The sequence below is a fragment of the Falsibacillus albus genome, from assembly GCF_003668575.1.
GTDB classification, from domain to species: domain Bacteria; phylum Bacillota; class Bacilli; order Bacillales; family DSM-25281; genus Falsibacillus; species Falsibacillus albus.
The window spans coordinates 138,594-158,568 of sequence record NZ_RCVZ01000004.1; the positions used below are offsets into that span (position 1 = coordinate 138,594).

At 39.8% G+C, this 19,975-nt stretch carries 18 protein-coding genes; 5 read left to right on the plus strand and 13 right to left on the minus strand.

The window, feature by feature from the left end; translation table 11 throughout:
- Positions 1-22: 22 nt before the first annotated feature.
- From D9X91_RS07795 to D9X91_RS07810, 4 genes are all read right to left on the minus strand, one after another.
- Entirely contained in the window at positions 23-682 is a 660-nt protein-coding gene (locus D9X91_RS07795; protein WP_325050507.1) for a type 1 glutamine amidotransferase domain-containing protein, read from the minus strand.
- 127 nt (positions 683-809) lie between these two features.
- Positions 810-1,226 (minus strand): hypothetical protein, encoded by a 417-nt coding sequence (locus D9X91_RS07800; RefSeq protein ID WP_148709050.1) that lies wholly within the window; start codon positions 1,224-1,226, stop codon positions 810-812.
- A 161-nt stretch (positions 1,227-1,387) separates the two neighbouring features.
- Complete coding sequence (locus D9X91_RS07805) at positions 1,388-2,647, minus strand: GNAT family N-acetyltransferase (RefSeq protein ID WP_121680038.1); 1,260 nt, start codon at positions 2,645-2,647, stop codon at positions 1,388-1,390.
- A gap of 528 nt (positions 2,648-3,175) precedes the next feature.
- The gene (locus D9X91_RS07810; RefSeq protein ID WP_121680039.1) at positions 3,176-3,967 is read right to left on the minus strand and encodes a LysM peptidoglycan-binding and 3D domain-containing protein; all 792 of its coding nucleotides are present in this window, start codon (positions 3,965-3,967) and stop codon (positions 3,176-3,178) included.
- A gap of 261 nt (positions 3,968-4,228) precedes the next feature.
- Here D9X91_RS07810 and D9X91_RS07815 point away from each other — a divergent pair, with 261 nt between their 5' ends.
- Both D9X91_RS07815 and D9X91_RS22325 read left to right on the plus strand, forming a co-directional pair.
- Entirely contained in the window at positions 4,229-4,606 is a 378-nt protein-coding gene (locus D9X91_RS07815; protein WP_121680040.1) for a PH domain-containing protein, read from the plus strand.
- A gap of 216 nt (positions 4,607-4,822) precedes the next feature.
- The gene (locus D9X91_RS22325; RefSeq protein WP_148709051.1) at positions 4,823-5,005 is read left to right on the plus strand and encodes a hypothetical protein; all 183 of its coding nucleotides are present in this window, start codon (positions 4,823-4,825) and stop codon (positions 5,003-5,005) included.
- Here the strand turns inward: D9X91_RS22325 and D9X91_RS07820 are convergent.
- From D9X91_RS07820 to D9X91_RS07835, 4 genes are all read right to left on the minus strand, one after another.
- On the minus strand, positions 4,986-5,339 hold the full coding sequence (locus D9X91_RS07820) for a hypothetical protein (RefSeq protein ID WP_121680041.1): 354 nt from the start codon (positions 5,337-5,339) through the stop codon (positions 4,986-4,988). The two genes, D9X91_RS22325 and D9X91_RS07820, sit on opposite strands and share 20 nt — an antisense overlap.
- 78 nt (positions 5,340-5,417) lie before the next feature.
- Positions 5,418-6,161 carry a type I methionyl aminopeptidase gene (map, locus tag D9X91_RS07825; RefSeq protein ID WP_121680042.1) on the minus strand — a complete coding sequence of 248 codons (744 nt, stop codon included), beginning with the start codon at positions 6,159-6,161 and terminating at the stop codon, positions 5,418-5,420.
- A gap of 126 nt (positions 6,162-6,287) precedes the next feature.
- Entirely contained in the window at positions 6,288-7,730 is a 1,443-nt protein-coding gene (gene aldA / locus D9X91_RS07830; RefSeq protein ID WP_121680043.1) for an aldehyde dehydrogenase, read from the minus strand.
- Between the two features lie 90 nt (positions 7,731-7,820).
- Complete coding sequence (locus tag D9X91_RS07835) at positions 7,821-9,230, minus strand: PAS domain-containing sensor histidine kinase (RefSeq protein WP_121680044.1); 1,410 nt, start codon at positions 9,228-9,230, stop codon at positions 7,821-7,823.
- Between the two features lie 271 nt (positions 9,231-9,501).
- Here D9X91_RS07835 and D9X91_RS07840 point away from each other — a divergent pair, with 271 nt between their 5' ends.
- The 3 genes from D9X91_RS07840 (at position 9,502) to D9X91_RS07850 (ending at position 13,151) form a co-directional block, all read left to right on the plus strand.
- Complete coding sequence (locus D9X91_RS07840) at positions 9,502-9,924, plus strand: pyridoxamine 5'-phosphate oxidase family protein (RefSeq protein WP_121680045.1); 423 nt, start codon at positions 9,502-9,504, stop codon at positions 9,922-9,924.
- A gap of 97 nt (positions 9,925-10,021) precedes the next feature.
- Complete coding sequence (locus D9X91_RS07845) at positions 10,022-10,798, plus strand: divergent polysaccharide deacetylase family protein (protein ID WP_121680046.1); 777 nt, start codon at positions 10,022-10,024, stop codon at positions 10,796-10,798.
- A 115-nt stretch (positions 10,799-10,913) separates the two neighbouring features.
- The gene (locus tag D9X91_RS07850; protein WP_158598265.1) at positions 10,914-13,151 is read left to right on the plus strand and encodes an FUSC family protein; all 2,238 of its coding nucleotides are present in this window, start codon (positions 10,914-10,916) and stop codon (positions 13,149-13,151) included.
- 42 nt (positions 13,152-13,193) lie between these two features.
- Here the strand turns inward: D9X91_RS07850 and D9X91_RS07855 are convergent, their stop codons facing one another.
- The 5 genes from D9X91_RS07855 to D9X91_RS07875 all read right to left on the minus strand — a co-directional run bounded on the left by D9X91_RS07855 (position 13,194) and on the right by D9X91_RS07875 (position 19,859).
- Entirely contained in the window at positions 13,194-14,660 is a 1,467-nt protein-coding gene (locus tag D9X91_RS07855; protein WP_121680048.1) for a SulP family inorganic anion transporter, read from the minus strand.
- Between the two features lie 261 nt (positions 14,661-14,921).
- Positions 14,922-17,066 carry a YhgE/Pip domain-containing protein gene (locus D9X91_RS07860; protein WP_158598266.1) on the minus strand — a complete coding sequence of 715 codons (2,145 nt, stop codon included), beginning with the start codon at positions 17,064-17,066 and terminating at the stop codon, positions 14,922-14,924.
- A 110-nt stretch (positions 17,067-17,176) separates the two neighbouring features.
- A complete protein-coding gene (spoIIP, locus tag D9X91_RS07865; protein ID WP_121680050.1) occupies positions 17,177-18,343 on the minus strand; it encodes a stage II sporulation protein P in 1,167 nt (388 codons plus the stop codon).
- A 160-nt stretch (positions 18,344-18,503) separates the two neighbouring features.
- Entirely contained in the window at positions 18,504-19,250 is a 747-nt protein-coding gene (locus D9X91_RS07870; RefSeq protein WP_233569737.1) for a FixH family protein, read from the minus strand.
- Between the two features lie 30 nt (positions 19,251-19,280).
- A complete protein-coding gene (locus D9X91_RS07875; RefSeq protein WP_233569738.1) occupies positions 19,281-19,859 on the minus strand; it encodes a DeoR family transcriptional regulator in 579 nt (192 codons plus the stop codon).
- Positions 19,860-19,975: the final 116 nt, after the last annotated feature.

Genomic DNA, 19,975 nt, shown 5'->3' on the forward strand with positions numbered 1-19,975 from the left:
AAAAGGACAGTCCTCTTCTGTTTTATTTCTTTAAAGCCTTCACAAAAGCTTCAGCAGCAGATTGGCTCGATTGAGGGTTTTGACCTGTGATGAAATTACCATCTTCCACCACATGATCCGACCATGCTTGGGAGGCTTCGAATTGAGCACCCTGTTCACGCAGCTTTGACTCCAATAAGAAAGGCATTAATGAATCCAGTCCGGTCTGCTGTTCTTCTTCATTCGTGAACGCAGTCATACTGACGCCATCGACAAGCCATTTCCCATTTGAAAGCTTTGTACCGACAAATCCTGCAGGACCGTGGCAAACAGCCCCGATTAGCTTATTGTGTTCGGCAAAATGGGCTAGCGCTTCTTTTAACGCATCGCTTTCAGGTAGATCAAACATTGTTCCATGGCCTCCTGGAAGGAAAATCCCATGATAATCTTCAAAATGGACTGATTCCAAAATTTCCGTATTCTCAAGCTTTGCAATGGGTTCGTTCCATTCATTTGGCTGCTCATCTTCAAGGCTTGTCGGATCCACAGGGATCTTTCCACCTTCCGGGCTCACCACTTTCACTTCAATGCCATTCTTTTTAAATTCTACATATGGCTCTGCAAATTCGGACAACCAAAGTCCAGTTTCATTTTCTTCATCAATCTTGCTTGAATTCGTTAAGACCATTACCACTTTTTTCACTATGATTCCTCCTAAAAAGTAAATCCTTTTTCTATTCTTTGTTTCTATAAAGACTTTATCCGATTCTAAGAGAGAATAAACGTGCAATAATATGACAAAAGTTGTAAAGGTGAATGGAAAAATCAAATCAAGCCGTTCGTTGTTTTTTAAAGCCGATTAACATCGAATACCCAGCTGCCACCGTAAAAAGGATGGATGTGATGGGCAGATAATTCAAAGGAATTTCCAAAAAAGAAGCGACATCGAAAAATGAGGTATATAGCAATAAAGGTTGTAAGGCGATGAAGACTGAGGGAATGAAAATGATTATGAATAATACCCAGTCGTACTTCCACTTTTCTGGTCGATTCATCCTTTTCATCATGGTCGGAATGGATAAAAACATTCCCAAAATGAAATAAAATAAGAAAGAATAGACAGCATAAGGAAGCAAGTTGAAATTTTCCGAGCCTGATTTTCGGATGTTTTCCAATATGGTTTCACCTGTAAATAAAATAATGAAGGCACAAACCATATAAACTGTGTACCAAAATAACCTTCGCACATTGTCACCCCCTTTTTGAAGCAGTCGAAGCACTTTGATTATAAAGGATATTTCCAAAATATTCAAAAAATATTGGTCCATCGTTGGAAAATCATAGCTGCTAATTAATAAAAGCTATGCCGGTATGGGCATAGCTATATTTTTATTGAATATTATCGACATTAAAATCCAGTTGTACATATTGGCGGCTTAAAGCTTGCACATAGTCGCTCCAGTGTTTCAAGGCAATCCGCATCGCTGACCTGCAACTTTCCATATAAGTAAAGCCGGGCTGCGGTTATGTTCCCCATCATCATAGAAGTGAAATCGGATATATCGATCTCTGCTTCAAAGTCTGTTGGAGCTTCTGCATCCTTCACTCTGATGGTTCCATCGATGCACATCAATGATACTGTTTGCTTTTGATCTTGGTGCATGAACGTGTCTTGAATGTTGATTCTGCAGCTTTTATCAATATGGCAGACGGGAATCGTGGCCATGTCATGCAACAGTCTTTCAATATTTATGATGCGGTACATGATCCCTGTTCCGGAAGTGTTGGTTTCATGGTACACACTTGGGATTAAATGATTGGTGCCATTCCTTGGATCTGAAAGCAGATAGTCAATGAAGGAATCTTGGGTGTTCAAGATGATTTGCTGGATTTGATCCTGTTGGCTGTGAAGAAATGTGCATATTTGAGCCAAGGCATCAGGTGATTCATAAACAAGCTCCTTGATAACCAAATGGTTGTAAATGAAATTGGAGTCGCTTCCTTTTTTAAAATAAAATTGAATGAAACCCTTTAAGGTTTCCCCTTCTAAATATCCAATCGTTTTCATTTTAGGGTTGGATAGCATCCGTTTGATTTCGTTTTCCGACTTGATGAACATTCCGTGTACTCGGTGGGCAGACCTGCTGGCGCATTCAATCAATAAATCCTTGTGTGATGAATCCAAATAGACCAGATTGCTCTTGTCCACCGAATATGGAAAAGAGTTTGGCGCCAATTTATATTGATGCATTTTGGTGCCATATCCAAAGCCCATTTTTTTATAAAAATCCGGCCTGAACGGATAAAGGGCCACTACATTGATCCCCTTCTGCTCAAAATGGCGAAGAAAGAAATCAATCATTTCTTTTGCGATTTTTTCTTTTTTGTGGAGTAAATCAACACAAACAAGACCGACACCCCCAATTTGAATCATCTTTCCATGAAAATTCATCTGAAACGAATATAGACGCATCCCTCCTGCCAACAATCCATCCTTCCAATATCCATAATGTTCAATTGAGGAATCATGTAATTGAAGTTCCCAAAAGTTATCAGCAGTCTGATTTAATGCATCTTCTGTGGATTCAAATATTCCCGGATAGGCATTTATCGCGATTTGAGCGAATGATTGCATGTCTTCTTCTTTTAGTGGACGAATGGAACCCATATTACACCGCCTTTATATTATTAGCTTTCCAGGTCTATTTGTGGACTGCCAATTACCCATGAAAAATTGAGAACGTTTGACTTCTCGTTCAGCTTTTTTTCAGTATTTTATAGACCGTTCAGTCTATTTTATTATATGAATTTTCTATTTGTCCGGCAATTATTATTTTTCAGAAAAAAAGCTTTGATTGCTTCCTGAAATTTGAAAAATATAAAAATAATTTATTCCTGCGAGGGAATAAAAATGATACAAGATTGACAGATGAGGACCATCAAGGAGTTATTGCCTTACATAAGATATGCATCTATGTGTGTAGGTCGATTATGGCGTGATATATTGACTAGGGGAAATGTGCTCTGTCTATTTTAAAAAAATACGAAGCATGTTTTTCCGACATCGACTTTTGGACTTTATATAAACTTGAAAAGAGTTCGTGATAAAAAAAGAGATGCCCCAAAAGTGCCAGGCACCTTGGGACATCTTTTTTGCGAGTTTATATGTTTCATAGGGGGGCTTATAAACTAAGGCTTATTTCAATACTTTTACTTTGACAGTACGTACTCCCCAATTGATCGCTTGGTCTTTGGATGGGAAGAAGATGTCGATGCGATTGCCCTTAATAGCACCGCCGGTATCGGCAGCTGTTGCGTAGCCATAACCTTCGACATATACTTTTGACCCTAATGGAATGACACTTGGATCAACTGAGATTACTTTTGCATCAGGGTTAGCTTTTAAATCCAGTCCAGTTGCCGTCGTACCGGAACAACCGTCACAATTAGCGGTATAGCCGGTTGCTTTCATCGTGATTTCTTTTGCGACGTTGCTGTCTGAAGCAGTCGCAGCAGGTTTACTCTCTTCTTTTGGAGCCGGAGCAGAAGGTTGTGCGGATGAACTTTCTTCCTTTGCCGGGGCAGCTGGAGCCTGTTTATCATCATTTTTGATTTCAGATTTATTTGATTTCTCGCTTGGATAGATGACAATATCATCTCCCGGATGAATCAGGTCAGTCGTCAGCTTATTCCAGCTCATTAATTGATCGACTGTAACCTCATTTTGAAGAGCGATTCCCCATAAAGTTTCATCTTCCTTAACGGTATGATGTTTTTCGGGTTTTACTGTCAAACGCTGTTCGGGATAAATAATATTCGACGTCAAGTCGTTCCAGTTTTTTAAGTTATCAACCGTTGTATCGAAGTTGTGTGAAATACCCCAAAGTGTGTCTCCCTTATTTACTTCATACTCTTGTGCGGAAGCAGTTCCAGCCATGACACCTGTAAATGTGGCTGCTGTTGCTAACGCTACGATAGATTTTTTCATAGAAGTATCCTCCTTTTCGTTAGCCCGAATTTTGCTAACAGGAAAAATCCTAACATATGAAAATGACAAGCCAATAACAAAATAATGTTCATTTGGTTACATTCACATTACATACCCAGGTATTTACAAAGGTGGTAAGTTTACTGTTTAATATTTTGAAGTTATTACCAAAATACTCCATTTCTCCTGCAATTCACCAGCTATTGCTTCGTCTTGTCAAGTGTATACTAATGATAGATTAATAGAAAGGGAGTATGATCTATGGGTTTTTTAGATAGTTTATTAGGGAATGCCTCAGAAGTCGACTTGGAAAAAGTCGAAAAGGAAATGGAGCGAATCCTCATTGAAAATGAAAGAATTGAACAGGCATATAAAGTTATTCGTGATCTAATGGTTTTTACAAACAAACGCCTCCTTTTGATCGACAAACAAGGAGTTACAGGGAAAAAGGTGGATTATCATTCCGTTCCGTATAAAAGTATTACACATTTCAGTGTCGAAACAGCAGGAACCTTCGATTTGGATTCCGAGCTGAAAATATGGATCTCCTCCACCGCCCTCCCCATCTCTAAGCAATTCAGGAAGGATGAAAGTGTTTTTGACATTCAACAAGCGTTGGCAAAGTATGTTATCAGCTGATTTAATCAGGGAATTGACTGCTTTTTGCTATTAATGGGCATCGGAAAGTGAAACTGATGCCTTTTCCCTGTCATCTGGATGTGAATGTGGTGCCCGTTACTAGATTTTCTGCGGATGACGTAACCAGAATGTTAATCTGGTGCCGATTAAAAAGTTTTCTGTGATGGACGGTAATCAAAAGTCGCTTTTGGTGCCCCACAAGGAGAGGTTTTGCGGATGACGGTAACCAGAATCCGTCTTTGGTGCCCGACAAGGAGAGTTTCTGCGGATGGCGGTCATCAGAATCCGTCTTTGGTGCCCGTGAAGGAGAATTTCAGCGGATGGCGGTCACCAGAATCCGTCTTTGGTGCCCGACAAGGAGAGTTTCAGCGGTTGGCGGTCACCAGAATCCGTCTTTGATGCCCGACAAGGAGAGTTTCAGCGGTTGGCGGTCACCAGAATCCGTCTTTGGTGCCCGAAAAGGAGAGTTTCTGCGGGTGACGGTCACCAGAAAGCGTTTTTGGTGCCCGAAAAGGAGAGGTTTTGCGGATGACGGTAACCAGAACGTGATTTTGGTGCCCAAAAAGGAGAATTTTTGGAGTTGGCGGTAATCAAAAGTCGCTTTTGGTGCCCGAAAAGGAGAGTTTTTGCGGATGACGGTCATCAGATCGGACTTCTGCTGCCGGTTCTGTAATTGACGGTCTCCAGATCTGAACTCAGATGCCCCTATCAGGATATTTATGCATGTTTCCATCCCTTCCTCCTATGATTTACATTAAAAAAGACCGCATAATCATCTGCTATGCGGCCAATCGTCTTTGAATATATATTGTTATAGCGTTAAAATGATCGGTTGATCCTTCGTGATGACAATAGTATGCTCTACTTGCGCTACAAGGCTGCCATCCGGTGTTTTGAACGTCCAGCCATCCCCGGATTCAATGATTTCTTCAGCATTGGTTGAAACGAACGGCTCCAATGCGATGACGGTTCCTTCTTTAAATAGTGCATTATCCCAAGGATCGAAATAATTTAAAATATGGTCTGGGGCTTCGTGCAGAGATTTTCCAATTCCATGACCCGTTAAGTTTTTAATGACGGTGAAGCCATTTTTTCTAGCATCATTCATGACTGCTTTTCCGATGCCGTTTCGTTTGGATCCTGCTTTTGCTTTTTCCAACCCTTTGAAAAATGCGCTTTCTGCACTTTGGCATAATCTCTCCAGCAGTTCATTTCCACCGCCCACAACGAAGGAAATTCCTGTATCGGCATAATAACCGTCTTTTGATCCGGATACATCGATATTTACCAGGTCCCCATCTTGAATGACGCGATCTCCGGGGATTCCATGGGCCACCTCATCATTTACACTGATGCAAGTGAACCCTGGAAAATCATATTCCCCTTTCGGACCGGAGATGGCTCCATTTTCTTCAAAAAGTCTGCCGGCAATATCGTCCAATTCCTTTGTCGTAATTCCTGGAGCAGTCTTTGCTTTCATTTCTTCCCTTATGAACGCAACTATTTTTCCAATATCTTTTAGTCTTTGCAATTCTTCTTCCGTTTTTACAATCATCGTATCTTCCTTTTTATCTATTATTTATTTTATCCACCATGCTATTTTATATAATATACATCAAAATCACAAATGCTTGGCGTGAAAAAATGGAGCCTCAGCTGCCTGAGGCCCCATCATATTTTCCTATATTGATTTATGTTCAAGATAGACGACGTGAGTGACCAGGTAATCCTCTACACCATGCTTACCATCTGCTCCACCGAGTCCAGATTTTTTCCTGCCTGCATGGTAGCCCTGAATGGCTTCGAAATTTTCCCTATTAACGTATGTCTCACCATATTCCAATGCATTGACTACGTGCATGACTTCATGAATGTTCTCAGAATAAACTGAGGATGACAGGCCATATTCAGAGTCATTTGCATAACGAATGGCCTCATTTAAGTTCGTGAAAGTCACAATTGGCAATACAGGGCCAAAAATTTCTTCTTGGATGATTTCCATTTCCTGCCGTACATTTGCAAGAATAGTCGGTTCGTAAAAAAAGCCTTTTTCAACATCGGCTGGCTTCCCTCCCGTTACGATCCTTGCCCCTTGTTCGACTGCTCTTTGAACCATATTATGAACTGTCTGCAGGCGGTCAGAACTGATTAGTGGTCCCATTTCGGCTTTTTTATCTTCGCTAGGATTGCCAAGAGTTGTTTCTTTGAAGGCTTTCGTTAATTTTTCAAGGAACTCGTCGGCGACGTCTGCATGGACATATACTCTCTCAGCATTATTACATGCTTGCCCGGCATTGGTGATGCGTGAGGTTTTAATATGTTTGACGGCCGATTCCAGGTCTGCATGTTCGGTCACAATGGCTGGTGCCTTTCCGCCAAGCTCCAGATTCACTTTTGTAATATTTTTTGATGCGGCTTCCATTACTTTGGTTCCTGCGCCGACACTTCCGGTCATGCTGATCATTCGTACCTTCGGATGTGAAGCCAGGACATTTCCAATTTTGGATCCAGTTCCGGTAACTACATTGATAACCCCTTTTGGAATATCAAGTTCATGTATGATTTTAGTAAACTCCATCATTGTATTCGGTGTTTTTTGGCTTGGCTTCAAAACAATCGTACATCCTGCGACGAGAGCTGTCGCAACTTTCCTTGCCAAGATAAAGACCGGGAAGTTCCATGGGACGATTCCGGCAACTACACCAATCGGCTTTTTGTAAATCATGATATGTTCGTTGCGGCGGTCGCTCGGCACTATTTCCCCTTCAAGCCTTCTCGCCCATTCCGACATATATTTAAAATATTCAATGGCGGTCTCAATTTCAGTGACAGCCTGATCATAGCTTTTCGCTTGCTCCTGCAGCAATAAATCTATGAACACTTCTTTACGATTTTCCATCATTTCGCCTATTTTCCTGACAATCTTGCCTCTTTCTGCCGCAGGAACTGAAGCCCAATCCTTAAAAGCACTATGAGCAGCTTCAACAGCTTTATTGGCATCCTCTTCATTTCCATCCGGAATTCTAGAAATGATTTTTTCTGTAGCAGGATTGATAACATCAATCATCCCTGATGATGTGGAATCCATGTAGGTTCCATTGATATACAATTGGTGATTTTGCATGAAAAAAAAGTCCTCCTTAGTTGTGAAAGAATTAATACACCTCTTCCACCAAGGAGGATTTGTTAAACATTTCAAGCTATTCAAATGTGCTCACTCATATAGCGGCAGAAAAATGGTGACCGTCGTCCCTTCATCCATTTCACTTTGAACTTCAACTTTCCCTTTATGCTGATCGATGATATTAAAACTGGTCATTAAACCAAGCCCAGTTCCCTTTTCCTTTGTAGAGTAAAAAGGCTCTCCAAGCTTTGAAAGTCTTTCTTGTGGAATACCGCACCCATTGTCTTCCACCTGGATGCAGATATTTTCCTCGAAAGGGATCACCCTTACATCCACCGTTCCTTTTTCATCGATGGCGTCGAGGCCATTTTGAATGATATTCACGATGACTTGTTTGATGGAATTGGCATCACCTTGAATCTTGGGGCAGGTATCCGAACCGGTAAAAACAATTTCCTTATTGTTCATCAGGGCCTCTGTTCCCATCAATTCCACGATATTTTCAACTAGACTTTCAACATGGATGATTTCCATCCGTTCATGGTGAGGCTTGGCCATCGCAAGGAATTCTGATATGATCGTCTCCACTCGATCGAGTTCATCCAATACAATATCGACATATTTTTCATTCACTGTTTTAGTATCTTTAAATAATTGAATAAAGCCCTTTATTGGAGTAAGGGGATTTCGTATTTCATGCGCGACAGCAGCTGCCAGCTGTCCGACGACAGCCAATTTTTCAGATCTTCTGAGGAGTCTGTCCGTTTCGATTCGATGCTGTATATCCCTCGAAACCGATATGAATTCATCAGAATTTTCAACCGCTTTAATGGTGGTTTCAAGCCATATATATGATCCGTCCTTTTTTTTCGAACGGTACGTCACTAAAACCGGTTCGTGGTCGATCAATATTTTCTTATGATATTTTTCAATAATCGGGACGTCATCTGGATGGATATAATCATATGGACTTTGACCGGTGATTTCATGAGGGTCATATCCAAGTAATGTTGTGACGGATGGAGACACATACAAATATTGGCCATCACGATCATGCAGATTGATGATGTCGGATGAGTTTTCAGCCAATAAACGATATTTTTTTTCGTTTTCACGGAGACTGTATCCAATTTTGATTTTATCCGTAATATCCTGAATTTGCCTCAGTAGAAACCTCTCTCCTGTAGATTCATCCTGTATGAGACTGACATTTAAGATCCCAAATTTCAGTACGCCATTTTTACAAAGATAACGTTTCTCCAAAAAATATTCCTGGCGTTTTCCTTCATTCATTTCAGATAATAGCTTCACATCTTTTTCATAGTCATCCGGATGGGTGACATCCTGGATTTCAAGAGATTCCCACTCTTCCATTGTATAACCTGTGAATTCACAAAGAGCCTGATTCACCCAAATATGCGAAAAATTTAAAGTGCTGACCATTTGAGGAATACGCGACTGATAAAACACTTCTCTAAATATTGATGATGATTTAAACATTAAAGCCTCCAAGATAAAAATTACTGCAAATAATTATATGAGCCGTTCAATTTAAAAACCAATGTTTATTTTATACAATTAATGTAAAAATGAACAGGTTTTTTCATTTTAATATATTCAGGGTATATTTTATCATTGATCTTGTTGATATAAAATCATTCAATAATTCCGAGAATTCAATTTTATATAAAGAATTGATGACATGTTTATCCCGAACCATTAAAAGGAATATTAAAACCATCTTATGAAATCAAAAGGAGATGGCTGCTGTATGAATCAACAGGAATTAAAGGAAAAGGTCCTTTCTGTATTAAAGGAAAATAAAGTAGGTACATTGGCTACGGTCAAGAACAATAAACCACATACCCGTTATATGACATTTTTCAATGATGAATTAACCTTATTCACTGCTACGAGCAGAGAAACACATAAGACGGATGAAATTGCAGAAAATCCGAATGTGCATATACTAATCGGCTATGATGGAAATGGATATGGAGACACATATTTGGAGATCGAAGGAATTGCTGATATTAAAGATGATGATGCCACGAAACAAAAGCTTTGGAATGATCACTTAGAGCCATGGTTCAATGGCCCTGACGACCCCAATTATATTGTTTTGCAAATCAAACCGAACAACATTGTGCTCATGAACGATCAGAAGGAAGGTCCGCAAGCTTTAAAATTGTAGATTCTCCATGAGGGGGATCTTTTTCTTTGTGGTTTGCTAAAAAAAGAATCAATTCATTGTTGAATGAGGAATGCTAATAGAAAAGGAGTGTAACGGTATGAAGAAACTTATTATTATTTCCTTTCTCTTGACAGCATTCTTTAACAAAAATATTGCTGGGGCAAAAGAACCTTACAAAAATGATTTGGCAATCGTGATTGATGATCTCGGTAATAACATGCGTGGGACAGATGAAATGCTCCAGCTGCCTGTTACGTTGACTGTTGCCATCATGCCCTTTTTAGAAACCACCTCTGAAGATGCAAAAAAAGCCCATTCCCTTGGTCATGAAGTGATTGTCCACATGCCGATGGAGCCCTTGCATGGAAAGAAAAGCTGGCTTGGTCCAGGGGCAATCACCACTGATTTAAGCGATGAAGAAATCCGAAAAAGAGTGAATGCAGCCATAGATGCTGTCCCGTTTGCCATCGGGATGAATCATCATATGGGTTCTAAAGCTACTGCGGATGAAAGGGTCATGAGAATTGTGTTGGAAGTATGCAAAGAAAGAGGCCTTTATTACTTGGACAGTAAGACGACAGGAAAAACGGTCATTCCGATGCTGGCGAAGGAAATTGGTGTCCCCTATCTTGAAAATGAATTGTTCTTCGACGACCAATATACTTTGAGGCATATATTGAAACAAGCTAACAAACTCAGTGATTCACTGGATCGTAGAAAAACTTCCATTGCCATTGGTCATGTAGGTATTTCAGGAATGAAAGTGGCAACGATGCTTAAGAATTATATTCCCTTATATGAAAATAAAGCCCATATTGTCCCGTTATCTGAACTCATTCCCCAATTTGAATTGATTAATGAAAGACTTCAATAACAGTCCAATATTTGTGTTAATTCAATGTGTTTCATTTGGATAATCTACTTTTATCCTTTAATATATGAAATACAACAGATAGATCTTCAAGAATGATGGTATGAGGTATGATAATATGATTAATATTTTTCCGATGGTACGGCACTGGTTTGCCCGACTTTCCGCAACCGATCCCGGGTTGGTGAGGTTATTTCAATCGACTAAGGTCATTTTAAGCGTTATTTTGGCTATTTTTACAACATCGATGTTTTTAAAGATGGCCGGATATCCACAAATTACACCCGCAATTTTATCAGGTGTAGCAGGAATGATGGGAATATTGGTCGTGATGGATGAAACAGAAAAAGAAAAAAAATGGACCACAGTGATGCTTGGTTTTTCGAGTGCAGCAGCCGTAACATTAGGAACATTTTTGGCCAAATATGCACATGCAGCGGACCTTGCATTGCTGCTTGTTGTTTTTGGAGCTTTTTACTTACAAAAATTCGGAGTCCGTTATTTTTCTTTATGCATGATCAGCTTTATTTCTATATACTTCTCTTCCCTATTAAAGCTGCAATTTAATCAAGTACCGTGGTTTTATGCCGCTATTTCGATCGGGATCATTTATGCCTTCCTATTTAATTTCGTATTTTTAAAAGATAAGCCTGAAAAAATATTGAAAAGAAGCATGAACTCCTTTCATAAACAATCAAACTTAACCCTCTCTCTGATCAAGGATGCCATTTTAGATCCGATTTATAGCCAGCGGCGACTGAAGACATTGCAAAAGAATGTAACGAAATTGAATGAATATGCGCGAGTGATTTCAGGACAATTGGGGTCAACGGATCCAGGTCGAATTTGGCCGGGGATAAAGCCAAATCAATTAAGGCTTTATGTTTTTGACACGGAGATGCTGATTCAAACATTTCTTTCTGCCGCTTATCGGCTTAAGATGCAGCATGCATTGGAACAGGCTGATATCAGGCAAACGTTGTCAAGGGTTGCCCAAGCTTTATTGGATGCTGAGGTATTGCGCGATGAGTATACTTCGAAAAACCTGGAAGAAGCAGAAAGAACCATTCAAGATTTAAGGAAGCAATTAAATGACTTGCGAATAGAAAATAGAGATGATTGCAAGTGGCTGTATCTGGTCCGCAGGGTGGAATCGATTGCGAACCATGTCATTGATGGGGCTTATATATTACAGGAGGCCCGCAATCAATATTATAAAGGTAACTTTGAAGAAGCTCCTTCTAAGGCATCTGACAAGCCAGTGAACAACGATGATCATAAAGAAAAGAATGATCAAGCCGAATCGAAAGGAATGCAGCCTTCCACGAAGAAAGCTTTTCAAGCGCTTCTTGCAGGTGCACTATCAGTAATAATCGGCTACTCCCTCTCCCCTGCCCATCAATATTGGATTTTGCTGACTGCTTACGTTGTTTTGCTCGGAACGGAAACGGTAGGCAGGACAGTGATGAAGGCAATCCAACGTTCTGTGGGGACACTGATCGGAGCAATCATCGGATTTTTGCTGGCACATTCGATTTCTGGCCAGTCACTATTGGAAATCACACTCCTGTTTTGTTGTATTTTCATGGCGTTTTATTTCCTGCCAGTTTCCTATGCCGTCATGAGCTTTTGGATCACGATGATGATTTCCATCATGTATGACCTGTTATTGGGGGGCATCACGGAAAAGCTTCTTCAGGACAGGGTGATTGACACTGTTATTGGAGCTGGTCTTGCCTTATTTATTTCAGCCATCCTCTTCCCTTTAAAAACAAAAGAAAAAATAGTAGAAAATGTGAAGGATTTTTTAGGTGAACTCGATGGATATACAACAGGTTATTTTGAAAGTTTTATAGGTGAAAGGAAAACGATTAACCTCGCAGATTCTGCATTTCAATTAGATCAAAAACTGAATTTGATCCGCACAAATGCCGAACCGCTGCAAAAAATCCCAGGCAGGCTCAATCGTACCGGGATTGAAAGATGGATGACCATATTGGTGGCGATCAATTATTACGCAAAGCACCTTGTTGCCTCTACCAGCAGAAGGACGATGTATGAGAGCGATCAAGAGTTAATGGACACCATATGCAGCATTAATGAGGTCATGAAGGAAAATATCCATCACTTATGTGAACTGATTGATGGAAAAAGAGGATTGACAGTAAAAGAATTGAACAGACAGCGTGAATGGATTGAACGCTATCCCGACAAAAATCGGGATTACACATTACAGCATTCCATTTTAATTCATAATTTATATTATGTATGGAGGATCAATAAATCCATCATTAAGTTGGCCGTTGAATTGGGAGCTGCGATTGAAAAGCAGGACGAGAATATCCAGGAAGATTAAAAGGCTTGAATCCCATCTGGGGTTCAAGCCTTTTTACTGTAATTAATGATTGGAGACTTTTGCATCGCTCTTGTGGTGAACACCGATCTTATCCACGAGCAATAAGCTTTCCTGATTTAGGCCGATGAGCTTCACATCTGTATGGTTTTCCCTGTATTTCAATACAACCTTGTCGATTGCATCCACTGCGGATTGATCCCACAAATGTGCCCCTTCCAAGTGGAGTTCGATGAGGTCTGCAGAATCCTTGAAATTAAAAGATGAGACAAAGTCAGAAACAGAAGCAAAGAATAGCTGGCCTTTTACATAGTATACCTTTTTATTTTTTTGCTGTTCGGAAGTGACATGAACTTTCGAAATTTTGGATGCGAAGAAAATCGCACTTAAAATGACTCCGGCAATAACACCAATTGATAGGTTGTGCGTATATAATACAGCCACAACAGTCACGACCATGACAATCGTGTCCGTCACAGGCATGACGTGCAAGGTTTTCAATGATGTCCAGTCAAATGTACCGATGGAAACCATGAACATGACTCCGACCAATGCAGCCATTGGAATCCGGATTAAAAAAGGATTAAGTGAGATGATCAAAATCAGTAAAAATACACCGGCTACCAATGTTGAAAGGCGGCCTCTGCCTCCAGATTTCACGTTGATGACCGATTGGCCGATCATCGCACATCCTGCCATTCCTCCGAAAAATCCAGATACGATATTCGCGACACCTTGTCCTTTTGCCTCACGGTTTTTGTTACTTGAAGTATCCGTCAAGTCATCGACGATCTGAGCTGTCAAGAATGACTCGACCAAACCTACAAGTGCAATACCGAGTGAATAAGGGAAAATAATCGTAAATGTATTCACATTGAAAGGAATGTCCGGAATCAAAAATGTCGGCAACGCTCTTTTCAACTCTCCCAAGTCGCCAACAGTACGAACGTCGCTACCAGTGAATACGGCAATCAAAGTAATGAAGATGATCGCTATCAATGGTGAGGGTACAGCCTTTGTAAACCTCGGGAGAATATAAATAACCGCTAATGAACCAGCGACCATTGCGTACATCGGCCAAGATTCACCGAAAAAATGAGGCAGCTGCGCCATGAAAATCAATATCGCCAATGCATTCACAAAACCGACCATAACTGAGCGCGGGATGAATTTCATCAATCTGCCAACTTTAAAGAATCCTAGAATAATTTGAATGATACCTGTAAGAATGGTTGCAGCCAGTAAATATTGGAGTCCGTGTTCAGAGACTAATGATCCCATCAACAAGGCTGTTGCGCCTGTTGCAGCAGATATCATCGCTGGCCTTCCACCAAAGAATGCTGTTGTTACTGCAATGCAAAAAGAAGCATAGAGGCCGACCATCGGATCTACTCCCGCAATGATTGAGAAAGCGATCGCTTCAGGAATCAATGCCATCGCCACGACCATTCCGGATAGGATGTCCCCTTTGATATTTCCAAACCATTCAGTTTTTAATGTCTGTACGTTCATACAGCACCTTCCTTCTTCTATTTTATTGTGACTTTCAACTCTCATGAAAGTCGGGGCCGTTTGCAACGCAGAAAATTATAACACAGCTTTAAAATTTGTAATAATTGAAAGTAAGCGCTTAAAATTTGATTTCTCTTCTATTTTTGGCTGTTTTCGTCGGATTTTGGCGATTTGGATTTTTTGAAGATTTTTTTAAGGAAAATAAAAAAAATACGACCGCTTGAATGCAATCGTATTTAATCGATTAAATAATTGTTTAACCTAATGGATGAGCCTGCTTTCCCCTGCCTTGTTTTTGAATTTGGAACCAATACGATTGATAGGTCCTTTCAATACAAAGCCGGTCAGCATTGTGATGAAGATGATGAAAACAAAAATCGTAATGTCATTCTTCACTGTGTACAACTGTATTCCTCCCACTGCTTCCCTCAAAAGGCTTATTCCATAGGTAAAAGGTAAATATGGATTTATTTTTTGGAAAAAGTGCGGTGTGGATTGTATAGGAAATGTGCCTCCTGATCCTGATATCTGCAGAACCAATAGCAGTATTCCCATTCCTTTTCCGATATTCCCGAAAATGGAGACGAGTGTATAGACGATTAACATAAAAACAAAGCTCAATAACATCCCATAGCCTATGAAAGCAGTGGGAACGGAAACATAGGTGTGAAGCAAATAAAGATCACCTAATGTAACAAATAGTGCTTGTAAAAGACTGAAAGTCGCAAAGGTCAGAAACCGTCCCAAATACAGTTGATGATGAGTGTAAATGCCCAATCTATCTTCAAGATTTGCAGGTATCAGTGAGATTAGAAGCATCGCTCCAACCCACAGTGACAGTGTGGTAAAGAAAGGTGACATGGCCGATCCATAGTTGGGAATCGGATACAGCACATGATCCTTTAGTTGCACCGGTTCTGAGAAAAAATCGCTTTCTATTTGAACATCATTAATGAGCAGATCGATAATATGATGGATATCTTTCGATTGTTCAAATTGCCGTATTTGTTTCACAAGGTTTTCGATCTTTTTTTTCGCTGCTGGGAGATCATTTTGTATTTTATGAAGCTCCTTTTTTCCATTTTGGAGGTCCTTCAAGGTGCTATTTACCCTTTCTTCTATTACAGGCAGCTCATTTTGCAAATGCACAATATCAACACCGGTTTCTTTCGCTTGATTGTTAGCTGCTTCAATCACTGCCGTTAGCTTTGGTTTGAGCTGATTAGAGAAAGTCGAGTACATATTGCGAACATTGGCTCCAATCCATTCCGATTTCTTTTCCAGTGCTTCAATCCCGGAATATTCCTTTCCTTTTGAGTAGTCTTTTTCAGCTGAATCCAATTGTTGTTCCAGCAAATTTAAGTTTGAAATATATTGTTCAATTTTTTGAACCTCTGGATAGAAATTGATTTTTCCCACACTCAACTTATTCATGGTTATGAGGAGGGAATGAAGATTTTTTGCCAGACCTAAATTTCCATTGATTAGGTCGATGGCTAATCGGGATATATTCTCTTTTTTAGACAAAGGAACATCAATGCTAAGTTCATTGATCAATCCATGTATCGAAGAATCCTTTTGCTGCAATAATGCAAGATTCACATACACTTGTGAATTTATCTCATCCCATTTAGGATGATTCTCTTGAAGGAACCGATCAATCTCATTTGAAAATGCTGCACTTTTTGAGAAAAGGTCTTGCATCGATGAAAGCTTCCCCTTTGCCTCGATTAATATCCCTTCTGCAAATGCAGCATCTTGACTGCCTGTATCGATTATTCGTTCTATTTCCGAAAAATGATTGTTCAGCCAGAAAATTTTATCTTTTAAATCTTCCAAGGCCGGCAAATTTTTTTCAAGGTGAATCCCTAATTCATTGAAAATATCAAAAATGGCTGCACTGGCATTCTTGACAAATTGCTTGCTGATTTGATCCTTAATTCCAGCCGCCCCTTTTGCCGTTATTTTTGGAGCAACAGGGTTCAATTTCTCATTAACTGTATAAATGAGTTCAGGCTTAGTTGGATGGTCAGTAACAATAGTGGAAATCTTCTCGGAGAAATCACTTGGAATTTTGATGGATGCATAATACTCTCCACTTTCAATCCCCTTTTTTGCCTCTATTCGGTTGACGATTCTCCAGCCTAATGAGTGATTATGTTTAAGGGATTCGACCACTTCATTTCCAACATTAAAAGACTTGTTTTCGATATTTCCTCCTGTGTCCTCGTTGATGATGGCCACCTTGATTCCTTTTGTGCTGCTGTATGGATCCCAAGAAGCTTTAATATTAAACCATGCATACAGTGAAGGCAGGATGATCAAACCGATAATGATGGAAGCAGCAGCCCAGTTCTTCCACAGGCTTTTTAAATCATGTATATAAATAGAAAGAATTTTATTCATCGTTGTTCCACCTGATTGTGACATTTCTATTAGTATTTGATGGGATTGCTGGAACATGCATGAATTTTTGTTCCTAAATTGTACGGAACTCTTCTGGCAGCCCTCCATTCTTATTGAGTACTCACTTCTTCAGCTTTCCAATAATATTGACTGAATACATCAGCAAATGCCTTGGCTGAATTCTTCAACTCGGATAAATTACTATCTACACCACCGAATTCAATGAGCATCGCTCGATCCGATAGATCTTGATTATAGACGCCATCACCTTCGGATTTCCCTTTTACAAAAATGCCTCTGCTAATGCCGGGATATTTGCTCTCCAATGCTTCGTTCAGCTTTTTGGCTAGTTGGAGATTCTTATCATATTGTTGGTTTTCTTTCCCGACGATGAAAAAAAGGCGTGCAAAAGATTGCTTATCGATTAACGCTGTCGTTAACTCTTTACCTAGTGAATCCCGGTGAACATCAATGAAATACTTCAAATTTTTATCCGATGCCATCGCATCAGCAATCACTTCCCGCGACAACTTGTATGATTGATAATAATTCCAATTTTTTTTCTTCAATTCAGCTGAAGCATTGGTTTCATCATGCTCCACTCCGATGCCCTTAGCTTCCAATTCCGTTTTCAGGATTTCTCCTAATCCAATTACGTTATCCTGGATGTTTGTGCTGGCTGGATCCTGAGAACTTTTAGTTAGATTGAGAAGGGGATTAAATGCTTCCCAGCTGTGCGAATGGTAAATCAATACAGAATTTTTGACAGCATCGGGATCAGCTGGTGCAGTTCCCTCATTAGATTTCTGGGAAGCATCTGATTGATTAGGGATTGCTGCCTCAGTTTCCTCTAACTGATCAGGAGAAGGAGGAGGTGACTCTACTGGCAAAGTTGTCAGGTTTGTCCCTCTTCCCGCTACCGCTATTTCTGTGTTATAAATGGACAGTCCAGGGATTTCACGGCCCAAAAGGCTTCTATTGTCTCGGATCTTGACATTTGTAGCAAGCTCAAAAATGAGGGATTGTATTTTTTTATTGGTTAAATGCGGGGATTCCATAGAAGTCATTTCTGCAGCAAGTAAATCAACGAAGTATTCCGTCGGTACGTGTATATTCGTTTGTTTCATTAATGAAGAAGAAAGATGGTATTGCAGTGAAGTTGCAGTCAATAAGGAGGTAAGGGTATAAATGAGAAACATTAAAAAAAACGGAAAAATATATAATTTTACAAATCGAAGATTCCTTTTTGGCTTAAGTGGACGAACATGAAACATCATATAATACCAGCACCTTAATAATCGACATATTCTATCCTATGTCATGAATCATGGGTTTAGGTATAAAAAGAAGCGGTCTTGCAGGGGCATATGCCTGTAAGACCGCCTTAAATATTTGACTTGCATGCCCAAGATCGATTTTTCAAAAAATTGATCTTGATTATTTCACTTCAACAGTTTGCTCGATATGTTCATGCAGGCCTACTTTGTTTTCTACGTGGATTTTCACGTTATATTTCCCAGTATTTTTAAATGTATAAGAAGATTTATATTGTCCTGTGCTGGCTGCCTTTGCATCGATATATTCATGTTTATCGGAACCGTCCTGCCAAATTTCAAAACGCACATCTGCATTCTCAAGCGGTTGATTTTCCTTCATGATATGTGCTGTCAATGTTACGTTTTGATTTGCCGAAATGGTTTCAGGCTTCATGAAATGTATATCAACGCTGCTGTCATGATGGTCTCCATCCGCATGGTCGTGGTCCTCGGCAGCTTCAGGATTTCCGATTGTGATTTTCGTCTTTGGCATATTATGCATATCGCGCGCAGTTACATGAACTTGAACATAATAAACGCCATCTTCATTAAATGTATTTTCAGCGGTATAATGGCCATCTTTTTCATTTTTTGCATCCAGCATTTTACTATCATCCTTCATGCCGTCCATCCACACTTGATACTTCACTTCATCTGCATCTTTGACCGCTTCACCGCCTTGGGTAACATTCGCATCAAATTTGACTGTTGTTCCCTTATCTGCTTGTTCAGGCACCTTTAAATCGACATTCAGCATTTCAGGTGCTCCGCCGTTCTTGTTCGAATTTTCATCTTTTTTTGTTCCGCATGCTGACAGGAACAGTGCCAATACTAACATCATCGTGAACAAGCTATATAATCTCTTCATCTTCATCTTCCTTTCAATATACAATCTTAATTAATGACAGGAATTATTCAACTTCATCACCTTTTTTATTTCCACTATTGCATCAGGAAATGATAAAAGGTTCCCGCCAAACCCTGTTTGAAATTGTTGTGCATTTTTCAGCGATCCAAAAGTTAGAACAGTTGGCATACAGCAATTAATGGACAAATCAGGATTAAATAAATAATAAGCAGTTTTAGCATTTAGCGTCGTATCATGTAAAAAATCTTTGCAAATAATCTGGGCGACATCGTTTTCGATATCATGAAAGCGTAATAAACCACAATGAGCGCAGCAAGCATGCTCGACTTCTTGATCGAGTGTAAGGATTTGAATGGAAAATTTGGTCAATGAAATCTTATGACAATAAGTGCATGTGTGGTTCGGCAAACTAGGCGCCTCTTTCCTCAACGTGATGCCACCTGATGTCCTGTATACTTCCTCTTGCTCTATGAGAGGTTTCAAATCACGGTAAATGGTCATTTCAGAGACTTGTAAACGTTTGCTGATTTCCCCGATTTTAATGCTCCCTTCCTTTCTAAGCCAAGATAGGATTTGTTTTTTTCTCTCAATGGGCAGCAATTGACTCACTCCTTGTTATTATTAGGTAACGAGTTAGGTATGTATTTGGATCACTCATTTATTATTTTGAATCAACCCTGCTCCACTTACAATACAGGGAATGAGAAATATTGTTAACATTTGTT